This is a genomic window from Streptomyces sp. SID13666, assembly GCF_010548325.1.
GTDB lineage: Bacteria > Actinomycetota > Actinomycetes > Streptomycetales > Streptomycetaceae > Actinacidiphila > Actinacidiphila fildesensis.
On the sequence record NZ_JAAGLX010000001.1, the window covers coordinates 794,400 to 821,132 of the forward strand.

Annotated in this window: 25 protein-coding genes and 2 pseudogenes; 12 read left to right on the top strand and 15 right to left on the bottom strand. The window is 69.2% G+C overall.

Annotated features, from left to right (window positions below; all coding sequences use genetic code 11):
* Positions 1–5 precede the first annotated feature (5 nt).
* The 3 genes from G3I60_RS03785 to G3I60_RS03795 form a co-directional block, all read right to left on the bottom strand.
* Complete coding sequence (locus G3I60_RS03785; RefSeq protein ID WP_164292226.1) at positions 6–1,439, bottom strand: amidohydrolase family protein; 1,434 nt, start codon at positions 1,437–1,439, stop codon at positions 6–8.
* A gap of 85 nt (positions 1,440–1,524) precedes the next feature.
* Entirely contained in the window at positions 1,525–1,803 is a 279-nt protein-coding gene (locus G3I60_RS03790) for an Atu4866 domain-containing protein (protein WP_164292225.1), read from the bottom strand.
* Positions 1,804–1,954: 151 nt separating this feature from the next.
* Positions 1,955–2,770 (bottom strand): dienelactone hydrolase family protein, encoded by an 816-nt coding sequence (locus G3I60_RS03795; RefSeq protein WP_239069462.1) that lies wholly within the window; start codon positions 2,768–2,770, stop codon positions 1,955–1,957.
* A 97-nt stretch (positions 2,771–2,867) separates the two neighbouring features.
* Between G3I60_RS03795 and G3I60_RS03800 the strand changes: the two genes are divergently transcribed.
* The gene (locus tag G3I60_RS03800; RefSeq protein ID WP_164292224.1) at positions 2,868–3,872 is read left to right on the top strand and encodes a GlxA family transcriptional regulator; all 1,005 of its coding nucleotides are present in this window, start codon (positions 2,868–2,870) and stop codon (positions 3,870–3,872) included.
* A gap of 261 nt (positions 3,873–4,133) precedes the next feature.
* Complete coding sequence (locus G3I60_RS03805; RefSeq protein ID WP_164292223.1) at positions 4,134–4,868, top strand: hypothetical protein; 735 nt, start codon at positions 4,134–4,136, stop codon at positions 4,866–4,868.
* A 129-nt stretch (positions 4,869–4,997) separates the two neighbouring features.
* Here G3I60_RS03805 and G3I60_RS03810 read toward each other — a convergent pair whose 3' ends face one another.
* The gene (locus G3I60_RS03810; protein WP_343240747.1) at positions 4,998–6,122 is read right to left on the bottom strand and encodes an NADH:flavin oxidoreductase; all 1,125 of its coding nucleotides are present in this window, start codon (positions 6,120–6,122) and stop codon (positions 4,998–5,000) included.
* A 334-nt stretch (positions 6,123–6,456) separates the two neighbouring features.
* On the opposite strand from G3I60_RS03810, the gene G3I60_RS03815 reads away from it, so the two are divergent.
* Complete coding sequence (locus tag G3I60_RS03815; protein WP_164292221.1) at positions 6,457–6,885, top strand: VOC family protein; 429 nt, start codon at positions 6,457–6,459, stop codon at positions 6,883–6,885.
* On the opposite strand, the gene G3I60_RS03820 is transcribed toward G3I60_RS03815, so the two are convergent.
* On the bottom strand, positions 6,882–7,169 hold the full coding sequence (locus G3I60_RS03820; protein WP_164292220.1) for a hypothetical protein: 288 nt from the start codon (positions 7,167–7,169) through the stop codon (positions 6,882–6,884). The genes G3I60_RS03815 and G3I60_RS03820 overlap by 4 nt on opposite strands.
* A 31-nt stretch (positions 7,170–7,200) precedes the next feature.
* Between G3I60_RS03820 and G3I60_RS03825 the strand changes: the two are divergent.
* Positions 7,201–7,443: pseudogene (locus tag G3I60_RS03825) on the top strand (DUF4232 domain-containing protein); the annotation flags it as partial.
* Positions 7,444–7,527: 84 nt separating this feature from the next.
* Here the strand turns inward: G3I60_RS03825 and G3I60_RS03830 are convergent.
* The 3 genes from G3I60_RS03830 to G3I60_RS03840 all read right to left on the bottom strand — a co-directional run bounded on the left by G3I60_RS03830 (position 7,528) and on the right by G3I60_RS03840 (position 12,569).
* Positions 7,528–9,606 (bottom strand): tetratricopeptide repeat protein, encoded by a 2,079-nt coding sequence (locus tag G3I60_RS03830; protein WP_164292219.1) that lies wholly within the window; start codon positions 9,604–9,606, stop codon positions 7,528–7,530.
* Positions 9,607–9,612: 6 nt separating this feature from the next.
* Entirely contained in the window at positions 9,613–10,839 is a 1,227-nt protein-coding gene (locus G3I60_RS03835) for a hypothetical protein (protein WP_164292218.1), read from the bottom strand.
* Between the two features lie 548 nt (positions 10,840–11,387).
* Entirely contained in the window at positions 11,388–12,569 is a 1,182-nt protein-coding gene (locus G3I60_RS03840) for a low temperature requirement protein A (protein ID WP_164292217.1), read from the bottom strand.
* 221 nt (positions 12,570–12,790) lie between these two features.
* On the opposite strand from G3I60_RS03840, the gene G3I60_RS03845 reads away from it, so the two are divergent.
* From G3I60_RS03845 to G3I60_RS03855, 3 genes are all read left to right on the top strand, one after another.
* Positions 12,791–13,258, top strand: a complete 468-nt coding sequence (locus G3I60_RS03845) for a GNAT family N-acetyltransferase (protein WP_164292216.1) — start codon at positions 12,791–12,793, stop codon at positions 13,256–13,258.
* A 262-nt stretch (positions 13,259–13,520) separates the two neighbouring features.
* Positions 13,521–15,323 carry a serine/threonine-protein kinase gene (locus G3I60_RS03850; RefSeq protein ID WP_164606475.1) on the top strand — a complete coding sequence of 601 codons (1,803 nt, stop codon included), beginning with the start codon at positions 13,521–13,523 and terminating at the stop codon, positions 15,321–15,323.
* 93 nt (positions 15,324–15,416) lie between these two features.
* Positions 15,417–15,968, top strand: coding sequence for a GNAT family N-acetyltransferase (locus G3I60_RS03855; protein WP_164292214.1), 552 nt, complete (start codon positions 15,417–15,419; stop codon positions 15,966–15,968).
* Positions 15,969–16,120: 152 nt separating this feature from the next.
* Here G3I60_RS03855 and G3I60_RS03860 read toward each other — a convergent pair whose 3' ends face one another.
* The 4 genes and pseudogenes from G3I60_RS03860 to G3I60_RS03875 form a co-directional block, all read right to left on the bottom strand.
* Positions 16,121–16,387, bottom strand: a complete 267-nt coding sequence (locus tag G3I60_RS03860; protein ID WP_164292213.1) for a hypothetical protein — start codon at positions 16,385–16,387, stop codon at positions 16,121–16,123.
* A 327-nt stretch (positions 16,388–16,714) separates the two neighbouring features.
* On the bottom strand, positions 16,715–17,458 hold the full coding sequence (locus G3I60_RS03865; RefSeq protein ID WP_164606488.1) for an SDR family oxidoreductase: 744 nt from the start codon (positions 17,456–17,458) through the stop codon (positions 16,715–16,717).
* A 193-nt stretch (positions 17,459–17,651) separates the two neighbouring features.
* Positions 17,652–17,945, bottom strand: a pseudogene (locus G3I60_RS03870) (FAD-dependent monooxygenase); the annotation flags it as partial.
* A gap of 76 nt (positions 17,946–18,021) precedes the next feature.
* A complete protein-coding gene (locus G3I60_RS03875; protein ID WP_164292211.1) occupies positions 18,022–18,990 on the bottom strand; it encodes a Clp protease N-terminal domain-containing protein in 969 nt (322 codons plus the stop codon).
* Positions 18,991–19,058: 68 nt separating this feature from the next.
* Here G3I60_RS03875 and G3I60_RS03880 point away from each other — a divergent pair, with 68 nt between their 5' ends.
* Positions 19,059–19,418: an excisionase gene (locus tag G3I60_RS03880; protein ID WP_138351741.1), complete on the top strand. Its 360-nt coding sequence runs from the start codon at positions 19,059–19,061 to the stop codon at positions 19,416–19,418.
* Between the two features lie 118 nt (positions 19,419–19,536).
* Here G3I60_RS03880 and G3I60_RS03885 read toward each other — a convergent pair whose 3' ends face one another.
* Positions 19,537–20,073: a GNAT family N-acetyltransferase gene (locus G3I60_RS03885; RefSeq protein ID WP_164292210.1), complete on the bottom strand. Its 537-nt coding sequence runs from the start codon at positions 20,071–20,073 to the stop codon at positions 19,537–19,539.
* Between the two features lie 103 nt (positions 20,074–20,176).
* Positions 20,177–21,145, bottom strand: coding sequence for an MFS transporter (locus tag G3I60_RS03890; protein ID WP_343240746.1), 969 nt, complete (start codon positions 21,143–21,145; stop codon positions 20,177–20,179).
* Between the two features lie 99 nt (positions 21,146–21,244).
* Between G3I60_RS03890 and G3I60_RS03895 the strand changes: the two genes are divergently transcribed.
* Both G3I60_RS03895 and G3I60_RS03900 read left to right on the top strand, forming a co-directional pair.
* Positions 21,245–23,197, top strand: a complete 1,953-nt coding sequence (locus G3I60_RS03895; RefSeq protein WP_164292209.1) for an SMI1/KNR4 family protein — start codon at positions 21,245–21,247, stop codon at positions 23,195–23,197.
* Between the two features lie 194 nt (positions 23,198–23,391).
* Positions 23,392–24,786 (top strand): aminotransferase class I/II-fold pyridoxal phosphate-dependent enzyme, encoded by a 1,395-nt coding sequence (locus G3I60_RS03900; RefSeq protein WP_203671954.1) that lies wholly within the window; start codon positions 23,392–23,394, stop codon positions 24,784–24,786.
* Positions 24,787–25,001: 215 nt separating this feature from the next.
* On the opposite strand, the gene G3I60_RS03905 is transcribed toward G3I60_RS03900, so the two are convergent.
* A complete protein-coding gene (locus G3I60_RS03905; RefSeq protein ID WP_164292208.1) occupies positions 25,002–25,514 on the bottom strand; it encodes a nuclear transport factor 2 family protein in 513 nt (170 codons plus the stop codon).
* Positions 25,515–25,946: 432 nt separating this feature from the next.
* On the opposite strand from G3I60_RS03905, the gene G3I60_RS03910 reads away from it, so the two are divergent.
* Both G3I60_RS03910 and G3I60_RS03915 read left to right on the top strand, forming a co-directional pair.
* Positions 25,947–26,216: a hypothetical protein gene (locus G3I60_RS03910; RefSeq protein WP_203671957.1), complete on the top strand. Its 270-nt coding sequence runs from the start codon at positions 25,947–25,949 to the stop codon at positions 26,214–26,216.
* The gene (locus G3I60_RS03915) at positions 26,161–26,559 is read left to right on the top strand and encodes a hypothetical protein (protein WP_239069463.1); all 399 of its coding nucleotides are present in this window, start codon (positions 26,161–26,163) and stop codon (positions 26,557–26,559) included. The genes G3I60_RS03910 and G3I60_RS03915 overlap by 56 nt, the downstream gene beginning before the upstream one ends.
* The last annotated feature ends 174 nt before the right edge of the window (positions 26,560–26,733 follow it).

Here is a 26,733-nt window from a genome sequence, read left to right on the forward strand (position 1 = left end):
AGGAGCTACTTCGGTGACGCTCCCTGGTTCTGGGCCTGGGCCGCCGCAGCGCTGAGGACGTGGTCGCGTGACTCGGTGACCGCGTGGCGCAGGGCCGGCAGGTCGACACCCAGGACCTGGCCGTTCCACTTGCGGACCTGTCCGGCGATGAACACGGCGGCGATGTTGCGGGGGTCCGAGCCCAGGACGACGGTGCCGACCGCATCGTTGAGGGGCATGGTGTTGAGATCCTCGGCGTCGATGAGCAGAAGGTCGGCTTGCTTGCCGGGAGTGAGGGAACCGGTCGTCTCCCCGAGACCGTTGGTCCTGGCGCCCTGGAGGGTCGCGAAGTCGAGAACGTCGTGGGTGCTGATCCGGTGCGGCTCGTCCGTGGTTCCGTGGGCGGCGTTGACCGCCCGCATTCGCTGGATGGTGTGCAGAGCCCGCATCTGGGTGAACATGTCGCTGGCCAGGGCGACCTCGACGTCGATACCGAGGCCCGGCCGGATGCCGGACGCCAGTGCCTCGTCGATGGCGGGGATCGCGGAGTCCAGGCCGATCTGGGCATCGGAGGTGGGCGCCAGGGACACGGTGCTTCCGGTGTCCGCCATGGCCTGCCAGGCCTGCGGCGTCAGGCCGGTGCAGTGGATGAGCGTCACCTGCGGCGTCAGCAGGCCCTCCTTCGCCCAGCGGAGAACGGCCGCGGAGGAGGTGGCACCGAGGACCGCATCGATACTGACCCCGATGCCCAACTCCGCTGCGGAGCGGGCGAGCTGCGGCCCGTAGGCGAGGTCGGGTCCGGCGATCTCATCCGTCGCCAGCGCCGCCAGGCGCAGGGTGAGCAGCGGGTGGTCGCCCGTGAAGTACCGGTCGTGCAGGCGGGTGAGATCGCCGGGCCACTGCCGGTCCCAGTCGCCGAAGTGCGGGCCCATGGAGGCGTGCACACCTCGGATGCCCGTGTCGATCAGGGCCTGGACGGCCTGGTCGGAGTGGGCGGGGGTGCGTGAGTTGTGCGAGAAGTCGAGCATGCAGGTGATGCCGTTGTCGATCGCGGTGAGGGCGGCGAGCCGGGTGCCGACGTACATGTCCTGGGGACGGTAGACCGGGGCCAGTCCGGCGAGGGTGGTCATCACGTAGTCACCGAGGTCGTTCACGTCCGGCATGAGCCGGCGCAACTGCGCCTCCCAGGCGTGCCGGTGCGTGTCGACGAAACCGGGGGAGAGGATGAAGCCCTTCGCGTCGATGACCACGGCGTTCTCTGCCGCCCCCTGGGAGATCAGATCGGTTGCCACCGCACGGATGACGTCCCCTTCGATCAGGACGTCCGCACACGTCAGGACACCGTGGGCGGGATCCATGGTGACGACGGTGGCTCCGGTGATCAGAACCCGGCGGTCGGGGTCTCCGGACTGGTTGTTCAACGCGTCGATCAGTGCGCTCGCATCGCGTCGGAGGTTCATGGGTTGGTCCTTGCCTGTCGTGCGGTGGGGCGGGGGGACAGCAGTCGCCCTCGTGGGGCGGTCGTGCGGGTGGACCGGGTGGTGATCACGGAGTCGGCTTCCCGCCTTCGCGGTGGAACACATAGCCGGCGTGGTGCAGGACGTCGCCACGGAAGTCACCGGAGGCGGTGAAACCAGAGTCGTCGGCGTACTCGATGCGTGCGCCCGTGACGTGGTAGCTGCCCGTGTAGGCGCTGGTGCGGGTGCCACGAGCCTCGTCGTAGCGGCCGTTGGGCAGCAACTCCTGGCGGATGTGCCCGTCGGCGGTCACCCACATCCCGATGTAGGGATGTGGGCCCGAATCCGGTGCGTATGAGGAGGTCATGGCCTCGACTGTCGCCGTCGTGAGCTGTGACAACCAGGGCTGAGGCAATCCTGGGAGCGCGGTTCCTAGGTGCGGCACACCCTGCCTCGGGAAGTGGGAGGATCGCGCGGCGACTTCGGTGTCGAAGCACGGACAGCGGTAAGCGCAACCTTCAGGTGCCGAGTCGCTCGACGAGGAACTCGATGATCTCGTTCCTGGCCTGCATGGTGGGGTGACCGTCCTGGTCGACAAGGTGTGCTGTGACGACGCTGTGGGCGCATCCGACGACGTCACGGAAGAAGGGCGGAGGGTCGGTGTTCGCCGTCTCCGCCTGGAGTACGCGGCCGTCGAATGCGTCGCCGAGCAGCGCCTGGTAGGCCGCGAACCGCCGGCCGGTGCACCACGTGTCGTTGTCGAAGCGGTAGGCGAGAACCTTCAGTCCGTCTCTCGTTATGCGTTCAGCCACGGCGGCCGCGTCCTCGTCGCTGATCTCCAGAGCGCCGGGGTCGTCGAGCGGAAGCGACGGATGGTTGACCACGGGTGCGATGACCGCGGGTTCGAGTGCCATGGTCAAGGCGAAGTTGCCGGTGAAGCAGAGGCCGACGGCGCCGACGCCGGGTCCGCCGCACTCGGCGTGCGCCAGCCGGGCGAGGCCGCGCAGCCAGGTGACGACGGGGCTGGTGCCGCCACCGGCGAAGGCTCGGAACTCGGCGCTGACGCACGCGCGTCGGACGACGGTCTCGCGTGCCTCCGCGAGTGGATAAGCGCCGTCGACGCCGAAGAGTGAGGGCATGTACACGGAGAATCCGGCATCGCGCACCCAGCGCGCGAACCGTGCGACGTCGGGGCTGATACCCGGCATCTCGGGCATGAGGATGACGGCCGGTCCTGACCCGGCGACGTACACGGTCTTGTCGACGCCATCGACGCTGACGGCCCTGCGTGCGAAGTCGTCCAAGGGGTCGCTCTGTCCTCGCATGATGGTCATGACCCAGATGGTGAGGCGTGACCGCCGTCCGGAGTAGTGGCGGCATCGCCATGTAACCCGGTAATATCGCCACCCGTCACATGGTCGGAGGCACTGCATGAGTCCGCTGCGAGTCGGGGTGCTGGCCTACCCCGGGTGCTTCGCGTCGGAAGTCTTCGGAGTCCCGGACCTCCTGACGATGGCCACCCATGTCGCCGCGGCGCAAGGATCGCTCGAGCCGGCCTATGAGACGTCGGTCGTCTCGCCCCGGCGACGGGTGATCGCGTCCGGCGGCTCGGCCATCGACGTCTCGGCGGTTCGCCCCGTCGACGTCCTGATCGTGCCGGGTTTCGAGCTGTCGCCCACCCTCGATCTCGACGCCACACTCGCCGGCCTGGGACCGGAAGTAGCTGCGATCCGATCACAGGCGGCCTCGGGGACCGCTGTCGTATCGATCTGCGTGGGTGCCTTCCTGGTCGCTGAAGCCGGCCTGCTCGGCGGGCGCGAAGCGACCACGTCCTGGTTGTTCGCGGACCGGTTCGCCCGCAGATACGCCGACGTGCGCCTGCGCCCGGAGCGTCTGGTCGTGACGGACCGGGGCGTGACGACCACAGCCGCTTTCAGCGCCATGTACGACTTCGCGCTGCACTTCATCCGCGAGCACGACGGTCCCCGCATCGCCCGCAGCACCGCGCGGATCGCCCTGGTCGACGATGCACGTTCCACGCAGGCCCCCTACGTCGATCCAGGGCTCATACCCACGGTGGGCAGGGAGTTCTCGCTCAGCGTCAAGCGGTGGCTCGACCAGAACCTGAGTACCCGCTACGACCTGCCCGTCCTCGCCCGGGAGTTCCACGTCAGCACGAGAACCATGCTCCGTCGCTTCGGCGACGAAACCGGCCAGACTCCACTCGCGTACCTGCACACGGTCCGGGTGCGTCGAGCCAGACACCTGCTGGAGACGACCGACAGGGCCGTCGCGAGCATCGCCGCCGACGTCGGGTACCGCGATCCCGGTGCGTTCGGCGACATCTTCGCCCGGCACACGGGCCGGCGGCCGAGGGAGTACCGCGTGATGTTCCACCGCCGCGGCGACCAGCACGAGCCGACCCCGACGAACTGAGAGGCCGCTCAGACAGGCGTGCGTTCCTGGGCGGCGGACCGGGCGTTCGCCCCATCGGTGGGTCGTCCGCGCTCGTACCCTCGCAGTGGCCTTCACGCCTCCCATTGTCTGCGGGTTGGTGCCTGGATCGAGCTGGGTCCGGCGGCCCCGTGCACACGGCGCTGAAATCGTCACCCCTGACCGTGTGTCAGGGTGCGGTCAGGGTTGTGCGGGGGGCGCCCCGGACGTCGTGTGACGGCGCCCGAAGCCAAGCTGTGCCTCATGACCCGAACGAAGAGTCTCACCATCGCTCTTGCCGCCACTGTGGCCGCCGGCGTACTGACACTGGCCACGGCCACCGCGTCGAACGCCGCCGCACTGCCGCCCAAACCGTCCGACCCCGGTATACCCACATCTTTCGACTACCGCGACTGTCCCCAGCTCCCGTCGGGCGCCGATCCCGCCGCCTGGCGCTGCGAGGTGATGGTCGCCAACATCCGCCTGGCAACCGGCAGGATCCCCGCCGTCGAAGTGCCGTTGACCGTCACCCACTCGGAGGGCCCGCTGCCCGACGGCACCACCGGCCAGGTCTTCGGCGCGATGCACGCCCGGTCGGTCGCCGTTCCCGGCATCCCCGGCCTGAGGATCCAGCCCGAGTACGCCGGTCACGCCGACTTCATCGGGAACGGCACCATCCGTGGCTCCATCGATATCAAGCTCCGCCTCCAGTACCCGGGCTCACGGCGGACCTGCGCCATCGGCTCCGACCGTGCACCGCTGACCGTCAACTCCACCGCTTACGGGCCCACGCAGTGGGTGTCCCAGCAACCGCCGATCATCAAGGGGGAGATGTACGACAGCACGTTCGCGGTACCTGGTGTGAATGGCTGCGGCCCGATCGTCGACCGGCTGTTGGACCGCGGGTTCGCGCTGCCGTCGCCGGCCGGCCGCAATCAGTTCTCGCTGGTCGGCTACTACAGCTTCCGCACACACGCGGAGCTGACCGGTCAGGCGTGAGCGCATACTGCGGCGCGGCCCCGTCCAAGGCCACGGGGGCGATGAACGGGGCCGGCTCATGCCGGTCAGGAGACGTTGTCGTGAGCGAGCGGGACGTCGGCTCAGCTGAGCGGCTTCACCTGACCGACGTCAGGTGAGGGACTTCATCGACGCCGGGTCGTAGGCCGCCAGCTCTCCGAACCGACCGTCCAGCACCTTCGTGGCCCATTGCGGGTCGTTGAGGAGCGCGCGGCCGATGGCGACCATGTCGAACTCCTCGGACTCCATACGGTCGAGGAGGTCGTCGATGCCCTTGACGGCGGCGCCCTCGCCCTGGAAAGCCTTGTGGAAGTCGCCGTCCAGGCCGACCGACCCGACGGAGATGGTGGGCTTGCCGGTGAGCTTCTTCGTCCAGCCGGCCAGGTTCAGGTCGGCGCCGTCGAACTCCGGAACCCAGTAGCGCCGTGTGGAGGCGTGGAAGGCGTCCACCCCGGCTTCCGCCAGCGGGGTCAGAATCGCCTCCAGCTCCTGCGGGGTCGCGGCGAGGCGCGCGCGGTAGTCCTGCTGCTTCCACTGCGAGTAACGGAAGAGGATGGGGAAGGAGGGGGAGACGGCGGCGCGGACCGCGGCCGCGATCTCCGCCGCGAACTTCGTACGGGCCACCGGGTCGCCGCCGTACGCGTCGGTGCGGCGGTTGGTGCCTGCCCACAGAAACTGGTCGATCAGATAACCGTGCGCGCCGTGCAGCTCGACCCCGTCGAAACCGAGACGCTCGGCGTCGGCAGCCGCCGTCGCGAACGCCTCGACGACGTCGTCCAGGTCCTGCTGCGTCATCGCCTTACCGGTGACCTCGGCGCCCTCCGTGCTGATCCCGGACGGGCCCACCACCGGTGCGTCCGCGTAGGGAGGATCCCCCGCGTTGCGCACCATGCCGATGTGCCACAACTGCGGCACGATCGCGCCTCCCGCAGCGTGCACGGCGTCGGCGACCTTCGCCCAGCCCGCCAGTTCCGCCTCACCGTGGAAGCGCGGAACGCGGTCGCTCTGCCCGGCCGACTCATGACCGACATACGTGCCCTCGGTGATGATGAGGCCGACACCCGCCGCGGCGCGACGGGCGTAGTACGAGGCCACGTCCTCACCGGGAACACCGCCGGGGGAGAACATCCTGGTCATGGGTGCCATCGCGATCCGGTTCCGGACGGTCAGGCCGTTGAGCGAGACCGGCCGGGACAGGATCCGGGCCGCGCGGTCGGCAGGGGCGGTGGGGGACACGAGGGCTCCTTGTGGGAGGAGGAACGGTAAGAACAATGAGAAGAAGGTGCATAACGGTCGGTATGTGCATATGCATCGAGCTCCCCCCATGGCAACCGATCCGCTCGTCTCGGGATTCCGCCAGCCGCCCATAGGTCGTTGTGATCCTCGATACAGCCAGGTGAGGAGGTGCAGGCGGCGGAGTCCCCGGACTGCCCTCAGCCCTGCTGTCCCCGGCGAGGGCGAGCGGTTGCTTCATACCGATCGGCGACCTGAGGATTGCCCCGTAACTGTTCGCCGGCACGGGGACTCACCTGGGAAATGAGCCGCAGAGTCCTCTTGATATGGTGCGCCGATGTCAGCGATCAAGAAGTTCCAAGTCACCTTTGACTGCGCAGAACCTGAGCGCCTCGCTCGCTTCTGGTGTGAGGTGTTGGGGTACGTCGTACCGCCGCCCCCGGAGGGGTTTGCCACTTGGGATGACTTCAAGCGCTCGCAGCCGCCTGAGCAGCGGGATTCATGGTTCGCCTGCAGTGATCCCTCAGGTGTGGGCCCGCGACTCTACTTCCAGCGTGTCCCCGAAGGGAAGGCTGCCAAGAATCGGGTGCATCTTGATGTGCGGGTCGGCACCGGTCTCGTGGGTGAAGAGCGCCTCGCCGCACTTGAGGCCGAGTGCGCACGGCTGGTCCCGCTCGGCGCGGTACACGTGCAAACGCTCTATGACGGCAATGATTCGTGCATTCCGATGCAGGACATCGAGGGCAACGAGTTCTGTATCGACTAACCGGCCGCAGGGTGGAGGACGACGGCGGGCCAGCGACCGCCAGATCTGCCGACGCAGGCTGCGCCGGGCCCCACGGGGCATGACGGCTCAGGCGCCGAAGGTGCGGGGGCCGGTAGTTCGAGGAAGCCATCCAGCAGTGAACGGTCGGCGTCCGGCACCAGGTGGAAGCGGAAGGCGCCGACACCGTCGAACACGGTCGTGGCCGCCCAGTCGACCAGCTCGAATCCGGCACGCAGGTAGCTGCCTCCCGAAGCGACGACTTCGGCGCCCTCCAGCGAGATCACCACAAGGTGGGTGGCACCGCATCTGCAGTCCACGGGGCAGCAGTCCAACTCGACCATCCTCAAGGACGGGCAGTCGACGTACTTCGGTATCGACTACCCGATCAACAAGTCGGGCGGCTCCGGCGTCCGCATCACGGGGCTGCTGGTGACCCCGCCGGACGAGACGAAGACGGTCACGCTCCAGTGGCCGGGAGCCGCCATGCTGCCTGTCACGGACGGCCGCGGCTCCCCGGTAAAGGTCGGCGCCGTCGGCAGCGCCGGTCAGGGCGGCTGACCCTCGCGCCCCAGGGTCTGGGATGCGGTCGCCGTCGACCATCCGTTCGCCCGCTGTCCCTCCGCGGCTCAGGCCCACCGACCCTCACGCCAGGCAGTGCTCGCGCTGCTCCTTCAATTCCGTGACGTCCGCGCCCGGCAGGGTCAGCGCGCGGTCGAAGTCGGCCAGTGCGAGGTCCCGTTGGCCCTCGGCCTGGTAGGCGATGCCGCGGTTGAGCAGCACGTCCGGGTCGTCGCCGACCAGGTCCAGCGTGGCGGTGAGGTCCTGGACGGCAGCTTGGTATCGGTCCTGCTGGTAGTGGACGACGGCGCGGTTGAGCAGGGCCGCGGGATAGTCCGGGTCGAGGTCGACGGCCGAGTTGAGCGCTTCGAACGCCTCGGTGAGCGCACCGCGTTGCAGCAGTATCGTGCCGCGCATGCACAGCAGTCGCGGGTCCGCGGGCCGCAGTTGGAGGCCGGCTGCCATGTTGGCCTCCGCCGCGTCGAACTCCTCCAGGTCCAGGAGCAGTTCGGCCCGGGCGAGCCGGGTGTCGACGTCATCCGGCTCCATTTCCAGGACGTAGCCGAAGTCCGCCAGCGCACCGTCGGTGTCGCCGTTCTCGACGCGCGCCGTTCCGCGGTTGTAGAAGAGCTCGGGGAACGGCGGAGCCAGCTGTACCGCGCGGTCGTAATCGGCCAGGGCGGCGGCGAAGTCGCCGCGCGAGCGGTGGATCCGGGCCCGCTCGGAGAGGTAGTCGGTGTAATAGGGGTCGAGGTCGACCAGCGTCGAGTAGTCGGCGAACGCCTCGTCCAGCCGGCCGGTGGCCGTCAGCAGTCTGGCCCGGTTGTACAGCAACTGCGAGCGGTGCAACTGCCACTCGTCGTTGGTCAATTGCGCGTCCAGTCTGGCCAGGCAGGACTCGACGAGTTCCAGTGCGCGCCCCAGGTTGCCCCGGTGCATCTCCACCAGCGCCAGGCCGTTGTCGTGGAAGACGCTGAAGGTGAGCCGCTCGGCCGGGTCGGGCAGAATGCCGGCGATGGCGGCGGCGTTGTTCTGCCAGCGCAGCGCCTGGTCGTGGTCACGCGGCCGGAGGAAGCGGGTGTGCAGCATCGCGATCGAGTAGCTGGTCATCATGTGGACCTTGGGGTCCGGGTAGCGCTGGAGCAGGTCCAGGTAGAGCTCCATCGACTGGTCCAGCCGGTCGAGCGGGACGCAGGCGTGCGCCGCCTGCTGGGTGAAGTCCCAGAAGTCGTGCTGCTCGGCGTCCGGGTCCGTGACGGCCCGGCCGCGCAGGCCGAGGTCCACCACCATCGCCGAGAAGCCGACCTCGACGCAGTAGCGCTGGGCCGCCAGCAGGGCGAGCCGACCGGCGCCCGACGGATCGCTGCCGTGCTCGCGGTGGTAGGCGAGGGCGCCGACCCGGACGCCCCAACCCGGGGACACGTCCTCCAGCTGCTGCGCGCGCCGGTCGTGCAGCCGCGCGCGCAGGTCAGGCTCCGTCTGCTGGTAAGCGAGCTGCTCGGCGGGATCGCCGCTCGTGCCGTCGCCGGACACGTAGGCCTCGGCCAATGCGGCCGACCCGGCTTCGCCACGCGGGGTTGCGGTTTCGGGCGGCGGCGCCCCGGCGTCGGTCCGCTCGGTGCAGCGGTCCAGCACCCGCGCCAGCTCGTCCGGCAGCTCGCCCTCGGCTCCGCGGACCACCACCTGTAGATGCTGCGGGTCGGCGCGGCGTACCAGCAGGGCGATGAACTCCTGCGTGGTCGGCTCCGCCTCCGCCACCTCGTCGAAGACCAGGCGGGGGGCCGGCTCGCCGCAGGACTGCATCCGGCGGGCGTACTCGAGCAGGAAGGTGACGATGCCCTGGCTCATGCATCGGATCATCCCGGCGCCGAAGAACCGGGTGCGCTCCTTGATGGAGGACTCGTTCGCCAGAGTGCGCGGGGCCGGCCCGATCAGCTCTGCCAATTCGGGTATGCCGTAGAGCAGTTCCACCCGGTGGTGCTCGACCAGTTCGGGCCACCGGCGGACCGCCTCGGGCAGCACAGCCTGCAGTACGGTGTCCACTCCGGTGTAGGGGCCGCGCAGCCGCCGGTGGCAGCGGGCCACGACGGCGTGCTCCCCGGTGCCGGGGTACCCGGGCCGCGCCGCCGGGCTGCCGCCCATGATCCTGCGATGACCGGCCATGTCAGTTCACCCTTCGCTCGGGGAGGTCGTGGACAGGGAGCGGGACGACGGCGCCGAGGCGGCCCCGTACGAGGCGCGGCGCTTGCGCCGGGAGAGCACGAGCAGCACGACGACCTGGGCCACGTTCATGCCCAGCGACAGCAGGGAGTCCCAGAAGTGCGGATCGACGTGCCCGGAGCCGATGCCTTGGGCGGCGATGCGGAAGTAGCTGACGGTGACCGGGATACTGGCGAAGACGGTGATGGTGGCCAGCACGCAGAAGCCGAGCAGGATGAACGGTCCGTAGAAGGTGCCGACCCGGCGGTCCTGTTCGGTCCACTGCTCCTCGTCGGCCTGCCGCTCCGGGCGGCGCAGCAGGCGCCAGATCCGGTTCTTCAGCAGCGCCTTGGCCGCGTCGTGCAGGTCGTAGCAGCGCAGCGCGGTGGCGAAGACATAGTAGAGGTCGGTGCGCAGATAGAGCTGGAACTGCCAGCCGATCCGCATCACCACGGTGAACGCCAGCGCCAGGCAGACCCGGCCGGTCAGCGGGAAGCTGCCGTCGGCGTGCCGGCCCGCCGCCGCGATCAGCCCGAGCACTCCCAGCACCACGGCGTCGCAGACCATCCCGGCCAGGAACGGCAGGTAGCGCTTGCGGCGTTGCACGCTCATCAGACCGTTGGTCTGCGTCTCGGCCACGATGTAGGTGAGCCGGTTGCTCAGTCGCAGTTTGGTCGGCAGGCCCAGGCGCCGTCCGGCGAGAATGTGGAAGCCCTCGTGGGCGAGCAGCAGCGGGATCTGCCCGAAGGTGATGACGAGTTGGACGGTCAGCAGCGATTTGACGAAGAAGATCTGCGAGGGGGCGGGCCGCAGTTCGCCGTGCTGGGCGACGGCCACCAGCCAGCCGGCCACGACGGCCAGGTAGCAGAGCCAGGCCACCGGCGAGAAGGCGGCGCGGCCCAGCCGGCGGAAGCGGACTTCGGTGGCGGGCTCTTCCGGTTCCGCAGCGTCGTCGCGGACGAAGCCCAGGTCGTTGAGCGTGGCCACGAAGTCCTCGACGTCGACCGGCTCGTCGAACGTCCGCTCGTACCACTCGGCGGCCTCGTCCAGTGGCAGGCCCTCGGAGAGCTGCCGGAGCAACTCGGCGCCGTCGGCGGGGAAGACCGCGTAGGTGCCGGTGTCCAGCCGACCGACGACGACCCCGTCACCCTCCGGGACATAGCTCAACTCGTACACCGCAAGGGTGGATCCGCTCACATCGCTCCCCAGTATCGGCCGGCACCCGGCGTACCCGGGCGCACCGGTGATCCGGCGCGCCCGGGCTGGATGTACCGCGCTACCGTTACGCGTTGGCGCTGTACGGGCACTGACAAGCGGCCGACGTCAGGCGGATGTCGCCGGTGCGGCGGACGGTGATCTTCTTGGTGGCCTTGAGAGCGGTGGTCGACTTCATGGTGAACCTCCCGGCTTGATGGCTGCCCCGGCCGGCGGCCGGGCGGGACTCAACATCCCCGGTCGGTTCAGGTGCGTCAAGACATCCGCCGTCAGCTCAGATAGATCAGCAAGTGCCCAATATCCCCCGTCCATCCATCTGAGCTGCCGCATTCTGCTTCCGGATTCCATGGCGGGAGCACGCGGTGGCCGAGAATATGGCTCAGACCCTACGGGTGCTCCAGCGTTGGGCCGGGAGCCGGTAATTCGCTGGCTCTGCATGCGCGGCGACCGCAACGCCCCGGGCCGGAAACGCCCTCAGAGAACTCCCCAGGGGTTGGGGTGCGAAGTGAGGGTGGGGTCCTCGGACCAGATCAGCCGGGGTTCGGCGTCCGTGGTTTGACGCTCAGCGCCCCCATGCCGGCTCCCCTTCCACCCCAGTTCTGCCGGAACTGCCCGCTCTCCCAGACGATGAGTGCGAGCAGCACCAGGGCGGCTGTCGCGAGCGCGACGGCGCCGCTGTTCCAGCGTGCGGCGGGGGTGACGAGTGCCGCGACGGCGAGCGCTGCTGTGAGTCGGGGTCGGGACCAGTTGGCCGCCAGTGTGCGGTGGAAGCAGGCGAGTCCGACCAGGTAGAGGCAGATCCCGAGCGGTAGGAGCAAGGCCGCGAGGTGGTGGGAGGAGTGGTGGAACTCGTCGATGGCCTTCTCCATTCCGACCGCCGCGACCGCGATGCCGAGGATGATCAGGTAGTAGGCGTACCCGAAGGAGTAGACGGCGACGCGCGGCCGGCGATCCGCCGGGACGCGTTCCAGCCGTGCTTCGCTCTCTCGTTCCTCGCGGTCGAAGTAGAGCCACCACATCTCCGCGCTCAGTACCAGCGCCAGGAGGGCACCGACGATGGAGGTGGTCACGTTGGTCTCTCGCGATGTCGCCGCGCCGACCTCGGCGATCGACTCGCCGAGGACGATGATCACCGCGAGTCCATGGCGCTCCACGAAGTGCCCGGCACCGACTGCGAACTTGCCGACCCCGGTGACCAAGGGTGTCATCACCTCCATCGCGGCTGCCAGCGTCCAGAGCCACAACCGTGCGTGCGGCGGCACGAACCCGGCGGCCAGCACCACCAGGGCGCTGGCCAGGTTCAGCGGTCCGACGCGGAGGATGCCGCGGTGCCCTGAGGTGCCGATGAATCCGACCAGGTGGACGGTGACGACCACGAGGTAGCTTGCGCCGAAGATCAGCGCCCAGGGCCCCGTTCCGGCGGCTTTCGGTACGACCATCGACATCAGGAAGAACCCCGCCGTCCCGGTCAGGAGGAGCAGGCGGGGGCCGGTGCGGTCCAGATCGAGCGCGTTGGTCAGCCAGGCGTAGCCGGAGTACATCCACCAGATGATCACCAGGAGCACGGCCACGCGTCTCAGACTGAGGAGCGTGGGTTCGGCGGCGAGGATGGAGGCGACCTGGGTGATGGTGAAGACGAAGACCAGGTCGAAGAAGAGTTCCAGCGGTCGAACGGCGTCCGCGGCGTCCGGGACGGCTCTCTCATCGGTCACGTTCGCGATTGTCCCAGCACGGCGCCGCAGCACCGGCAGGCCAGATCACAGCCGCGTGTTGTGAACGGGACGGTTCAGGTCAGCGGCTGCGGAATCAGCGGGCGCAACAGGTGTGGTGCTATCGCTGGATTGGGCGAGTGCGCGGTGGGTTCCGTGCATGGCCTGCGACAAGAGCGGATGGGTTTACCTGCCGGAAATCGATGCTTGTCAGAATCCGCGACATGAAGATCGAACAGGTCCCGTGGGCGGACCCGGACGCCACCTCCCTTCGCGTCCGGCAGCGAGCTGAGATCGCCGTGCGCTACGGAACCCCGGACAGCGAACCTGGGACGGCGCCGTCGGAAGCGGACATCGCGACGTTCTTCATGGCTCGTGAGGACGACGGCACCGCTGTCGGGTGCGGGGGACTGCGCCACCTCGGGGACGGGGTCGGTGAGGTGAAGCGCATGTATGTTGCCCCGGCCTGGCGCGGCTCAGGTATCGCGTTGCGGATCCTCCGCGCGCTGGAGGACTGGGCGCGTGAGCGAGGCTGGACGAGCCTTCGGCTGGAGACCGGCGATGCCCAGCCCGATGCGGTCCGCTTCTACACGCGCGCCGGCTACGAACGGATCCCGAACTTCGGTGCCTATGCAGGAACGGAGAGTTCTCTGTGCTTCGAGCGACTTCTCGAGCGTGATGACCACGCATAGGACTCACTCAACTGCGAGCAGCATCCCGATGAACTCTTCCGGTCACCGCGCTCGCGGGAAACACCGCTGAGGAGAGCTAATGCCCCACCGCTGCGCCTGCCGCTGATGTTCTTGGCCCTCCGGCCGACCGTCCGGGAGCCGTGCGGAGAACCGTCCCGGCCGTCCCGCGCGTCCCCTCCTTCACCAGGTACATCAACAGTGTCTATTCTCAGGTGAGTTACGCCGATGACCAGGCGAGAAGATCCGGGGGAGTCACGCCATCATGAGCAGTGCGAACGGGGACGGACACGACGAGCGGGACGATTATCTCGACGGGGGCATCAAACCGCTCGCGGTGAGCGACCCCGCGCGAATCGGTCCGTATCTGCTGCTCGGGCGGCTCGGTGCCGGTGGCATGGGGCGGGTGTTCCTCGCACGGTCGGACAGCGGGCGGACCGTCGCGGTGAAGGTCGTGCACGAAGAGCACGTGTCCGACGAGCAGTTCAGGGCGCGGTTCCGGCGGGAGATCGACGCGGCGCGGCGGGTCGGGGAGCAGTACACGGCGCCGGTGCTCGACGCGGATCCGGACGACAATCCGCCGTGGGTCGCCACCGGGTACGTTCCCGGGCTCTCGCTCGAACAAGTCGTGCGGCGGCACGGGCCGTTGCCGGCCGCGTCCCTGCACGCGCTCACCTTCGGGCTGCTGAAGGCACTCAAGGACATTCACGAAGCCGGGATCGTGCACCGCGACCTGAAGCCGTCCAACGTGATGCTCACCGTGGACGGCGCGAAGGTGATCGACTTCGGAATCGCCCGGGCGCTCGAAACGTCCGTCGACTCCTTGCTGACCAGTACGGGGATGGTCGTCGGCTCTCCCGGGTTCATGTCGCCGGAGCAGGTGCGCGGGCAGCGCGCCGGGGTGAAGAGCGATGTGTTCACCCTCGGGTGTGTGCTGATGTATGCGGCCACGGGGAAGCTGCCGTTCGGTCAGGGGGCCAGCAACCAGCACGCCGTGATGTTCCAGATAGTCGAGGGCGAGCCCGATCTGACGGGCGTCGAGGACGCCTCGCTGCGGGCGTTCATCGCCCTGTGTCTGATCAAGGACCCCGCCCAACGGCCCAGCGTCGACGAGCTGCTGGACGCTCCCGAGCGGACGCGTCCCCTCATCACGCTCGGCACGTGGTTGCCTGCCGCGGTGGTCGCGCATCTCGCGCAGCACTCCGCCCGGCTGCTCGACGACGAGGCGGCGCCGCTTCGGGAGGAGCCGGTGGACCGGGCGACCGTCGGGCTGCGGCCGCAGAGCGGGACCCCCGACGTCATGCCGGCCCCAGGGGGCGCCACAACAGGGGAGCGCGAACGGCGGCCCCGTCGGCGGAGCACGCTCATCGTGCTGCCCATCGTCGCCGTTATCACCGTCGGTGGCGGCACGGCCGCGCTGCTCCATACCTACGACAGCGGCCGCGGGGCCGGAGCGGAGGCCAAGCCGCCGTCCGGCAGCGTGAGTGCTGCTCCTGCGGGCAGTAACGCACCCGGCACAGGAGGTGGTTCGCCCGCCACAACACAGGGCGTCACGGGTGGGCAGAACGCCCAGGGGGGCGCTGGGAGTTCGGCGCCGCCGGGGGGTGGCGGCAACAGCAGTCCAACCGCCGGCGGCAGCGGGTCCGGAGGTGGGTCCGGCCCTTCGGGCCCGGGCGGCGGAGGCCCGTCCAGTACCGTCGGCTCGCCCCCCAGGCCGCCCGCGACCTCGCCGGCCACCAAGCCCGCCACCACGCCCGCCGGTTCCCGGCCGCCCGCCATGACGGGCTACAACGTCGCGTACAACAATTCCTGCGTCGGCGCGTGCAACATGCCGCTCACGGTGTCCTGGTCGGCGATCTCCCGAGCGACCCGGTACGACATCCACTACACCAACAAGGGCAGCAACTTCACCACGAAGAACGTCGACAGCATCTTGTCCACCAGCGGCACCAAGTATGTGATCAACGGCCCGTTCTCCGGTGACGAGATCTGCGTCGCGGTACGCGCGGCCAACCAGTACGGCGCCTCCGCCTGGGCGCAGACCTGGTGCGGCACGGTGCCCTACTAAAGCGTGCGGGTCTGCTTGTCGAAGACGGTAGGTCGGCCGCCTCGTGGGCCGGTACTGGGGCTCCCGCATGCGGGCGCGCGATAGATTGCCGCCATGACTGAGCCCGGACACGTCGCTTGGCCACCTGCCCCGGTCGAGACCGAGCGCCTCGTGCTCCGTGCGTCCGAGGCGCGGGACCGTGCGGCGTGCATCGAGCTGTCCGCCTCGCCGGAGGTCGGCACGTATGTCGGCGGCGCTCGGCCGCGTGACGAGCTCGAGCGCACCGTGCCCGAAGTGCCCGGGCGGCGCCCCGGCTTCTTCGTGGTCGAGCTCGACGGGGCGATGATCGGCTACATCCAGCTGCTCGATCGGCGTGACGCGGAGCGTCCGGGTCACGTCCGTCCGGAGGGCGGCGAGGCCGAGCTGGGCTACATGTTCCTGCCCGAGGCGTGGGGGTATGGGTACGCCGCCGAGGCATGCGCAGCGGCACTCGGCTGGTTCGCCGACGCGCTTCCCGGCGAGCCGGTGGTGCTCACCACCCAGACCGCCAACGCGCGCTCGATGCGCCTCGCGGCGAAGCTGGGGTTCACCGCGGTGGAACGGTTCGAGGAATGGGGTGCCGAGCAGTGGTTCGGCGTGTGGTCCCCGGTCACACCGTCCGGTTGAGTCCGGGCGCGACAGCGCGGATCCACGTGGCCACCCGGGTGTCGACCGGAGCCAACAGCCGTGCTTCGTCGCGCAGACTGCCGTAGCCACTACGGAAGAGCGGACAGAACCTCGCAGAGCGCGCGCTACCGCCTAAGGAGGGGCCATGTAGTTCAGAACAGGCCCACCTCAGCCACGGGCGTCTCGTGATGTCCCATTCCGAATCCGTACACCTGCACGGCGCCGTGCTCCACCTCTGTCCACGTCAAGCCCTCGGCCTGCGTGGGCATCTGGCCGGCCGCCCGCATCCTCAGCATGCGGGCCTTGGCCTCTTCGGCGAGCCCCATCGGATCGTCCGAGTCGTGATCGCTGTCGGTCCAGCCTCGGGCCAACTGGCCCTCGGTCCAGTACAGCAAGATCCGCGTCTCGTAGTGCTTCATGGCGTACCTCCACCTCAACGGTGCTCCATCGACTACTGCTGCGCACGTCCAGGAAGCTTCCGGGTTTGTGTCAGGGTCCCGCAGGCAGGGCCCTGAGGTGATTCAGCTGACGGTGGCCTTTGCGGCATTCGGGGGCGACGGGGTGCTGGTCGGTCTCCTTTCCGATCCCGGCGAGCTCGTCGGAGCACAGGTTGAGCTTTGCCGTCAGACGGCCTCCGGAGTCTTCCAGCGGTAGACCCCTCCGCGCCAGGCATCGACGGTCACAGCGCCTCCTCCTCGTCCTGCTGATGCGTCAGAGAATCTCCTCCTGCCATGCAGAGCCGGCGGCTATGTCCGCGGTTTACGCGAGCGGGCCATGGCCGCGACAATCCGGCGCGGCAGATGCCGGACTGCCTGGTCGTACAACTTGAAGTGCCAACCGGCGATGCTGACGGGCGCGCCCCGCCGCAGGTCCTTCATCGCTTCTTCCACTACTTGGTCCACCTCGAGCCAGAGCCAGTCGGCGACCGGAATGCCCGCCGCGCCCGGGGTCCGGGTGAACCCGGGAACGACTGCGAGGACGCGTATGCCTTGGTCCTTGAAGTCGAAGCGGAGGGATTCACTGAAACGGATCAACCAGGCTTTGGCCGCTCCGTAAGTGCCGGTGGGCAGGAGACCAGCAACGGATGCGATGTTGAGGATCACGCCCTGGCGGCGTTCGGCCATCCCGGGGATCGCAGCCTGGGTGAGCCGAAGCGGGACTCGGATCAGGAGGTCGATCATCCGCTCTTCGTCCGCGAGCGGGCTGCGCGGGTACGGTGCCGGGAGGGCGTGGCCGGCGTTGTTCACCAGGATGTCGATGGTGCTGTTCCGCAGTCGGTCCTCGACCCGGGCGCAACCTTCCACGGTGGTCAGGTCGGCCTCGATGGTGTCGACGCACACGCCGTAGCGGGTGTGGAGGTCGGCGGCGACGGCGTCCAGGCGCTCCTTGCCGCGGGCGACCAGTACGAGGTCGTGCCCGTCAGCGGCAAATCGCCGGGCGAATCCCGCCCCGATGCCGTAGGTGCCGCCGGTGATCAGAACTGTGGTCATGTCGTGCGCTCTCTGCGTCGGTGGTCGCCGGCCGTGTGGCCCCAGGTGATTCTGCTGGCTTGCTGGGCGGCCGGTTGCCTGGTCGGATCGGCTGTCTTCAGCCAGGTTGGAAGAATGCGAGCATTTTCTGGCCGGCGTCCGGCGACTCCAGGACTTCCTGGATGTGCGCGGACTGCCGGCCGGCGGCGCTGGTGCGTTCGAGCGGGGCGTCGTCGGGCGTGTGCTCCTGCAGCAGCAGGGTGCCGTCCGGCTCGAGAAGTTGCAGGTCCTGGCCTTCACGACGGGCAATCGCGTGGAACCGGTCGAGCAGGCCGGCCTCGCGCAACGCCCGCTGCCCGGTCCCGGAGTGCAGATCAAGCATGCCGCCCTGACCGCGCGCGCCACGCGACGATTCCCGTTCGTACACCACGGCGTCGATGCCGTTCATGTGCAGCACACGAGCAAGGGCCAGGCCGCCCAAGCCGGCGCCAACGATGCTGATGGTCATGGGGACCCCGAATCACCGCACCCCGGGCTGTCCTTGCTCGTCCCGACGACAGGCTCTCGCCCGCTGATCGGCCGGCTCACCGGCGGAGCCGGGGTGCGAGGACCGCGCGTACGACCTTGGCCACGTTGCCCGCGGCGGATCCGTCCTCTTCGGGTTCCGGTTCCAGCACACGTTGGACCTGCAGCAGCAGTTGGTTGGTCGACCGCCAGAGCGGGACGAACATGCCGGCCACCGGCCCGACGCCCTGGATCGGGCCGTTGGCCAGCTCGGTGACCTTCTTGGCGAGCGTGACGGTTGTCGGGTCCCGCAGGATCACGTGCACCTCATCGTCGACCAGCCGGATCTCCATCGTGCGCGCGGCGGCTTCCTCGGGGTTCGCGTCCGTGGTCGTCTCCGGATCCAGTGCGTCGATCTTGGCGGCGACCGCCTTCGGGTCGACCCCGAGTTCGCGCAGCACCTTGGCCGCCATGCTGTTCTCCGTGCGCAGCATCGCCTCCAACAGGTGATGGCTGCCGACCGGTGCGCCACCGGCCAGCGCGCCGGCGGCGGACAGGGTGTCCTCGGTGGCAGATGTGCCGGCAGGCCAGGGGCCGGCCGTGACGTCCTGCGATCCCTCCGACGACGCCAGCACGGCGGCACGGATCTTGCTGATCGGATTGATCCGCTCGGCAAGGATTTTCGCGCCGACGCCCTCACCTTCGCTGACCAGGGCAAGCAGGATGTGTTCCGTACCGATGTTGGTGTGGTGCAGCTGCTGCGCCTCGCGGAGAGCGAGTTCGAGTGTCTTCTTCGCTTGCGGAGCGAAGGGGATATGGCCGCTCAGCTCCTGCGTGCCGGGCTTGACCACCGCGGCGATATCGGCCTGCGCCGTCTGCTTGTTGTATCCGAGCCGGTGCAAGACTCTCGCCGCCGTGCTGTCGGGCGCGTCGAGCAGCCCCAACAGGATGTGCTCCGTGCCGATGTGGTTGTGCTTGAGCAGCCTCGCCTCCTCCTGAGCCGTGACGACCACCTTGCGGGCTTCCGGAGTGAACCTTTCAAATGGCATGGTTCCATGGTCTCAACCCTGTCAATACACTGCTATTGACAGGGTAACTGTGGTGAAGGGAGGGTGTGATGGAGTCACCGTCGGACTGGGAGGACCGGCTCGCGCGCTGGCAGAACGAGCTGGAGCTGTTCGAGCATCTGGATGAGACACCCTGGGTCACGCTGGGCAAGGCGGAGGCTGAGACCGGCGTTTCCCGCTCGGCCCTGCGGTCCTGGTACCGCAACGGCGAGATCCAGTCCCGGTTGGCGGACGGCCCGAACGGGCCGCAGCGCCTGGTCCAGTTGGACGCGGTGATCGAGCGCGCCGCCGCGTCACCGCGCATTCAGCGCAGGGCGGAACGGGAAGTCAGCCTGGAAGCACAGGTCGCCCTGCTACGACACCGGGTTGACCAACTTGAGCTGCGGCTGGCCGCGCTGGAGCGGAAGTGACCGACGCGAGCAGCACCGTGCCATCGGCGCGGAGCGGTCGACCCAGGTCAAGGGCGCAGACCCTGTTCCCTTCGCCGGGTGCCGCCGCGTAGCCGACAACCGGTGCGGCCAGGGCCCGTCACATCGGGAGGGAGAACAGACGCACTGGCTCCGGAGGCCAGTACGCGTTGTCGCGCAGGGCGATCACCATGGTCCGCAGCGGCATGGTCACCAAGCGGGTGTCGGGTTGTTCGACAAGGACGTCCCTGTCGAGCGGGTGCCATCCCAGGCGCTGGTACAGCGGCATGAGAGGGGGCCGGCAGAACAGGAGCGCGTGCTGTGGACCCATCGTGCGTGCGTGGTCGAGTGCCGCTGCGAGCACGAGCCGGGCGAGCCCCTGGCCTTGCATGTGGGGTGCTACGGCCACCCCGCCGACGCCCACCACCTCTGTCTTCGTGTCGCCGATCGCAACCGGCAGCCGTAGCAGGCCGGCGTGTGCCACCAGCCGGTCACGGTGTCTGATGCCGAAGTGTTCTTCCTTGGGCAGCCAGGTCAAACCGGTCGCGGCAATACCGAAGGGATCATCGCCGGCGCCGAGGATCTCGTCCTGCTCGGTCCTCGTGTACCGAGGGAGCCGCACTACAGCCGGTTCTCCAGAGAATTGGTTCTCAGACATCCCCACATGATGATCTCTCCTCCGGGGACTGGCCAAGCGAATGCTCAGCCGATCATCGAGAAGGGGCCATGGATTCCCGGTAGCACAGGCGATCCGCGGCGGGTCAGGCAGGCAAGGGTCGCGCGTCCGCATCCGTGTCGCTGCCCGGAGGTACCGGATTGTCGGCAGCCAGGGAGCGGATGCGGGGTATCGGCGAGGGCAGCAGCCACAACAGCGACAGCGCTCCGCCGACGGCACCGATGAGGAGGGTCGCCCGGAGGCCGATGAGCGTAGCGAGGAGGCCACCGAGGACGGCGCCCACAGGACGCAACCCGTAATTGATCGTGCTGTACGCGCCGGCCACGCGACTGCGCATGCCATCGGGGATCACGGTCGCCTGAAGCGAGTTGAGGTTGACGTCGAAGAGCATGACGCCGACGCCGGAGAGGAACTCGGTCAGGGCCAAGGCTCCGGCGCGGGACCAGAGGGGGCCGCCCGCGGCAGCGGCGATGGCGATCGGCGCCGGGAACAACACAGCGCCCACGACGATGCTGCGGCCCACGCCGAGCCTTCGCGCGACCTTCGGGGCGATCACCGCGCCCAGGAGCGAGCCGGTGGCGCCGATCCCGAACGCCATGCCGATGACTCCCGCGGTCAGTCCGAGGTTCCGGTTGGCGAACAGCACGATCAGTCCGCTGCCCGCGACAAAGGTGAAGAAGTTGACGGTCGCCGCGCACCCGAGGCTCGCCCGGAGCACTGGGTGACGGACAACGAATACCAGCCCCTCCCTGGCACGCCGTAGCAGCGGGGGTGTCGCTCGGTCAGGGGCGGCCGGCGGTTCGTCGGTGGAACCCCGACCGACCAGAATCGCGGACGCCAGGAACGTCAGGGCGTCGACGACGACGGCGACGGGAGCGGTGAGCGCCTGGACCAGAGCGCCACCGATCGCCGGGCCGGCGACGTATGACGCGGAACGGCTCGCACTGAGCTTGCTGTTCGCGTCGAGGTAGGACGAGCGGGGCACCAGGTGGGCGAAGAACGGCGGATAGGCGGTGTTGAACAGCACCCCTGCTGCGCCGGTCAGTAGCGCCACGGCGTGCGATCAGCGTTGGCCGCCGCCTGCTGACGTCCCGGCCGGTTGTCCACAACAAGCAGCGGAGCACTGTCAGTGGCGGGTGGCAGCATCGGGCGCATGACGGACACCACGGCATTCGACTGGCGGGCCTTCCTGCTCAGGTGGAGCGGGGAGTGGGCGGATTCCCTGCCCGACGGCGAGACGCAGGACGAGGACGACGAAAGCGCGCGGCAAGCGCGCTGGCTGGGGTTCCCGGCCGCGTCCGAGGAGCGGATCGCAGCCATGGAGGAGTGCCTTGGCCGGCGGATGCCCCCGTCGTACCGGGAGTTCCTCAAGGTCAGCGACGGGTTGCGGCATGCGGGCGGGTCCGTGTCGTTGCTGGCGGGCACCGAGGCCGCGCGCTGGCACAACGATGAGTCGGGACTCGGGGTCCTGTTCGAGGAGTATCTGGACGAGGACGCCGGCCCCGAGGAACGGCAGGAGGCGGACATCTGGCGGCGCGGACTGCAGCTCGATGTCGAGTCCGACATCACCTACGTCCTCATGGATCCCGAGGACGTGGACGAGAACGGTGAGTGGGCCGTGTACACATGGGCGAGCTGGCGGGCCGAGCCGCCCGCGCGGCACGCGAACTTCCTCGAGTTCCTGCGGGACATGTACCGGGAGTTCCACAGCCTGCTGGTGCACCGCCGGGACGGGGAGCCGCTGTTCGCCAGCGATACGACGCGCACGTTGGACGCCTTGGTGGAGGAGGCCCGGCTGGAGGCGCTGCGCGGTGGCTGGGAAGCGGCCGTGAAGATGCTGGACGAGGCCAAGGCGTACAGCAGACCGCGGGCCGCCGGGCTCGGGGACCAGATACGCCGCCTGCTCGGAGAGAGCTACATGGTGGACTACGACGGCCTGGTGACGGACCCGCAGTACGCTCCCGAGCTGCTGCCCCCGCTGGTCGCCGAGCACGCGGCGCACTCGTACCGGGCCGACTCGACACTGACGTTCCCTCCGCGGGGCGCCGACGACGACCTGGTGTCCTCGGCCTACGCGACGCTGAACCAGGTGAGGAACCACACCTACCGGTACACGGCGGCCGGACCGTTCGGGGAAGCGGTCGAGCGGGCGCGGGAGCTGGCACGGTGGGGAGACACCGACGAGGCTTGGCGGACACTGATGAACGCTCTGCCCCTGTGGGAACCGCTGGGACCGGATCATCTGGCGCCGCTGGGGTGGGTGGCCGACCCCGTGCTCGGGCCGCTACTGACTCCGGAGCGGGGCCGGGAGCTGCTGTCCACGCCGAGGGGCGGGCAGGCGGGCGAGGCACCGACGCCGACGGCCGCACTCGACCCCACCGACCTGGCGTGGCTCGCGGAACCGGACCCGGGCAACAACCGTACGTCCTACCGGTTCGTCCTGGTGGAGGGCGTGGAGCCGGAGGAGTTGCCCGGACGCCTCACGGACGGGGACGGCATGGAGCTGAACGAACCCATGACCCTCGGGGAGGCGCGCCAAAGGTCATTGCACGGCCGGACTGAGTTCTCGTCCTACGACGACAGGGCTCTGATGGCGGTCGGTCGGGCCGGCACCGATTGGAGCTTCGCCTTCGACGGCGATCCTGCCCCGTTCGACCAGCGGCGGTTCGTCTCCCCGGCCGCGGCCGCCAGCGCGGGCACCCGTGCGGTGGTGGTGTGGAGCGGCCTGAGGCCCTGGCATGGTGACCCGTTCTTCCACCTTTCGGTGGCGCGAGACGGTGCGGAGGAGTACGCATTCACGTACGCGGACGGAGAGATCCAACAGAGCGGGGAAATACCGAGGGCACTGGATCCGAGCCGGTTCTTCGGCACCCTGGAGGACGGGGCCGAGGTGGAACGGTCGCTACTGGAAGCGGTGGCCGGTGAGTTCCGTGCGTCTCTGCCACGTCATGCCATCGTGAACGGACGGCTGCACACCTTGACCACCCGTTCATGGACGCGGCCGCCGGGGGAGGGCGAGCGGTACGCGGTGATCCGCATAGGTCGACCAGCCGAGGGCCTGGCGGACGGTCGGCGGGCGGGAGAGGACGCGCCGGGGAGCAGGTAGAGAACCGGCTGATTCCGATCCCAGCGAAGTCCCGGCCTGGTTCCACAGACCGGTCTGGGCGTGGACCGGTGCTGGCCCCGGACGTGCCGCTCCACTGGCTGACTCTGCTGGGGGATGCCCGTGGAGAGGATGGACAGGGTAGGGCCACGCGGTACCGTGCGGGTGCCCCGTCGCCTGGCTGCCCGGAGGTTCGCGTGGAGAAGGATCATGGATCGGGCCCGCGTCGGCCGGCCGACGCGCTGGGGATGACGCCGAAGGAGATGCGACGGCTCGGTCATCTCGTCGTGGACCTGGTCGTCGACCACTGCGAGTCCCGGGCGGACGGGCCGGCGATCCAGCAGGGCACGCCGGAGGAACTGCGGGCGGTGTTGGGCGGTCCGGTGCCTGAGGTGCCGGGCGACGCCGACCGGGCGATCAGGACCCTCGTGGACACGGCGCTCGCCAACATGCAGCACGGTGACCATCCGCGGTACTTCGCCCGGGTGCCCGGGCCCTCGTCCTTCGCGGCCGTGCTCGGGGAGTGGCTGGGCACCGGCCACAACGCGATCGCGACGTCCTGGGGCGGCGGGTCGGGCCCCACGACCGTGGAACTGGTCGTCGTCGACTGGCTCCGGGAGCTGCTGGGCATGCCCGAGGGCACCGAGGGCATCCTCGTCAGCGGCGGATCGCTCGCCAACCTCACCGCCTTCGCGGCGGCCCGGGCGGAACTCGGCGACGGAGTCGCCTATCTCACCGACCAGACCCACTCCTCCATCGCGCGGGACCTACGGGCCCTCGGGTTCCCGCCCGACCACGTACGGGTTCTGCGCAGCGACGAGCAGCTGCGGATGCCGGTCGGGGAACTGGCGGCGGCGGTGGCTGCCGACCGTGCCGCCGGCCGTCGGCCCCTGATGGTGGTCGCGACCGCCGGCACGACCAACACCGGGACCGTCGACCCGCTGCCGGAGATCGCCGACCTCTGCCGGGCCGAGGGCCTGCGGTTCCACATCGACGGCGCCTACGGTGCTCCCGCCGCCCTGAGTGCCACCGGCGCAGCCGCCCTGGCGGGCATGGAACGCGCCGACTCCCTCGTCATCGACCCCCACAAGTGGCTGTTCCAGCCGTACGACGTGGGCTGCGTTCTCGTCAGGCGCCCGGGGGCGCTGGAGCGCGCGTTCACCATCAACGCCGAATACCTCAACACCTCCGCGGCCGGCGGCGAGGTCAACCTCCGTTACCGGTCGCTGGAACTCAGCCGCCGCTCCCGTGCCCTCAAGCTGTGGCTGACCTTCAGGGTGTACGGCGCGGCGGGCATCAGGGCAGCGATCTCGCAGGGCATCGCGCTCGCCGAGTTCACCGAGAGCCGGCTGCGCGCCGACCCGCGGTGGGAGGTCGTCACCCCGGCCCAGCTGGGAGTGGTCACCTTCGCACTCACCCACGGCGGGGACGGCGCGCACGCCACGCGCGCGGCCTCCCTCGCCGCGAGCGGCTACGCGGCCGTCACCTCCACCACGGTGCACGGCCGCAGCGTCCTGCGCCTGTGCACCATCAACCCGACCACGACCGAGGACGACATCATCCAAACCCTCGACCGCCTGGCCACCCCCTGAGATCCGCCTTGCGGGCCGCATCCACTTCCCGGTGCGTGCCGCGCAGGACGTGTTGCCTCCGGCGGGCGGGCCAGGCCGGCATGCTCCGTCAGCCCCCGGCAGTCCTTGTGTTCGACGTCGGACAGCATCCGGAGCTCCAGCCGGCGCGCGGGCGGTTGCCCGGGGCTCGACGCACCGATACGGGCCTGTGATCCGGGCCGTGGCCTGGTCGAACGTCAATTGGTGGGCGGGGTCCAGTCGGTGGGCAGGCCGGACTGGGCCAGGACGGTGGTGAGGCTGTAGTGGTCCTCATCGGAGGTGATCCGGCAGTGGTTCCGGTCGAGGTCGAGGAGCGTGGTCATCGGCACGGCGAAAGGCTTGGGCGCGCCCTTGAGGTGGCCGGAGTAGACGGCCTTGACGGTGATGCGGTTGCCGTCGGGGTGGGCCGTGCGCACGGTGACGTGGACGTTGTCGATGAGACTGTCGGCGCGGGCCTTCCACCCGGTGATCTCCTGGGGGCCGTGGAAAGTGATGCCCACGCCCAGGTCGGCGTAGGTGCCGCCGGTGGTGAACAGGGCGCCGAGCGCCTGCGGGTCGGTGCCGTTCCATGCGCGGGCCCAGTCCACGACGATCCTCGGCTGCCGGTGTTCGGAGTTTGCGGCGTGGGCGGTGGTGGCGGTGGTTGCGCACAGGGCCGCGGCGGCGATCAGCACGGTGATGGCACGGGACGGGCGAGAGGTCGAGATCATGGTGATGCTCCTTGGGGTGTGGGTACGGGCGCGACCGGTGGTGGCCCGCGGTGGGCCGCCGACGGTCGGCATCCCGGGGGAGGGGTGTGTCAGGGAGGTGGGAGGGTGCTACCGGCGATGGGCGCAGAGCTACGGCGGCCGGGACGAGCGGTGGAGCCGCTCCCTGCCGAGTGGATCGGTGGGCTGCTCCCTGTTCGTCTGCGTGCTTGCAACGCTCATGCACGCAGACTCGTGTCAGGCGGTGTCCACTTTCCAGGCCCGACCGGAGCGAGGAGTGTCCATCGCTGTCCGCACTCGTCCACCCGGTAGCCGCCACTACAGGAACATCACCGACCGGGCCTCGCCGCGCGTCGAAGGCGTTTATCCCTTACCGAGTGGCATCGCCGGGATGACAGGATATGCCTTTTCCCGCAGTCGGCAGAAGAGGCGAACATGACCCGGACCGAGGCGATCCGAAGGCTGCGGATGCTCGCCAAGGAGCGCACGTTCGGCTGCCAGATGGGACGTCAGGTGGGATCCGACCGGCTCATCCAGGCCGGGCTCGATGCTCTCCTTGCCAACGTCGACTCTCCCTCGATTCCACTCCTCGCCGGCTTGGGAAAGAAAGAGGAGCCCGAAGCACCCGAGCTGTTCGACGGCGGGGTGGATGAGCGTGATGGAAACCTCCCGCGAGCTCATCCGGCACTCCTACTACCGGTATGAGTTCGCCACCGTCGCCGTCACGCATTCCCTGTTCGCTCTGGAGCATGTCCTTGCCGAGCGGCTGGCCGTCAATCGCCCGCTTCAGGATCTGATCGAGCGGGCCACCGACGCGGGGCTCATCCCGGCCGAACTCGCCGCGGAACTCGACCGCAGCCGGCTTCCGCGCGACAAGCTCACGCAGGGTGCCGCGACAAGTGCCGCCCTCGGTCCAGCCGGCGCCATGGACAGGGTGCGTGCCGTCTTCGACGCTGTTTCCCTGCTCCTTCGCCCACCATCTGCGGCAGAGGCGAAAGCCGCTGACCTGAACGGAACGCGGCCTGAAGACCGTCTTACCCGGCCGTGATGGTGATGGTGATGTCGACGGCATGTGCGCGCCTCCGAGGTTCGTCGACAGCTACACGGGTCGCTCTGACGCCAGGATCTCCGATCAGGGATGTCATGAACCGGCTCTGGTCATGACGTCCCCCGCTGGCCTCCAGCGCCTGCATTAGATCCACGACCTCGGCCGCGGGCGATG